Source organism: Bowmanella dokdonensis (genome assembly GCF_017254865.1).
GTDB lineage: Bacteria > Pseudomonadota > Gammaproteobacteria > Enterobacterales > Alteromonadaceae > Bowmanella > Bowmanella dokdonensis.
Window position 1 is genome coordinate 1 of sequence record NZ_JAFKCV010000173.1, and the last position, 363, is coordinate 363.

The following is a 363-nucleotide window of genomic DNA, read 5'->3' on the forward strand; positions in this document are numbered from 1 at the left end:
TCGAAAATGCAGAGCATCGCCAACTGTTTCAAGGATGGCTCAATCAACACTGGCAAAGCAAAGACAACGCCCTGAAACAACTCGCAGCGGGCCAGCAATGTTGAGTATGTTACCGGGTATAGTGCTGCTGCCCTTCCATGCACTATTTCAGATCCTTAATCTGATCATATGGGGCTCAGTGATTATCCTGCTTGGCCTGATCAAGCTTATCAGCCCTATTACTGCACTAACCCACATCATTAACCGCTTACTAAATGCCGCACTGCGAGGCTTCGCACTTTGTGCGGTTGGCATAATTAACCTGTTTAACAAGGTTGAATGGGATTATCAGATTGAAGGTACGCTCAGGCAAAATGGTTGGTA

The 363-nt window shown here is 46.6% G+C and carries 1 pseudogene; it reads left to right on the plus strand.

From position 1 onward, the window contains the following. Positions 1-178: 178 nt before the first annotated feature. Positions 179-363: pseudogene (locus tag J0A66_RS22095) on the plus strand (hypothetical protein); the annotation flags it as partial.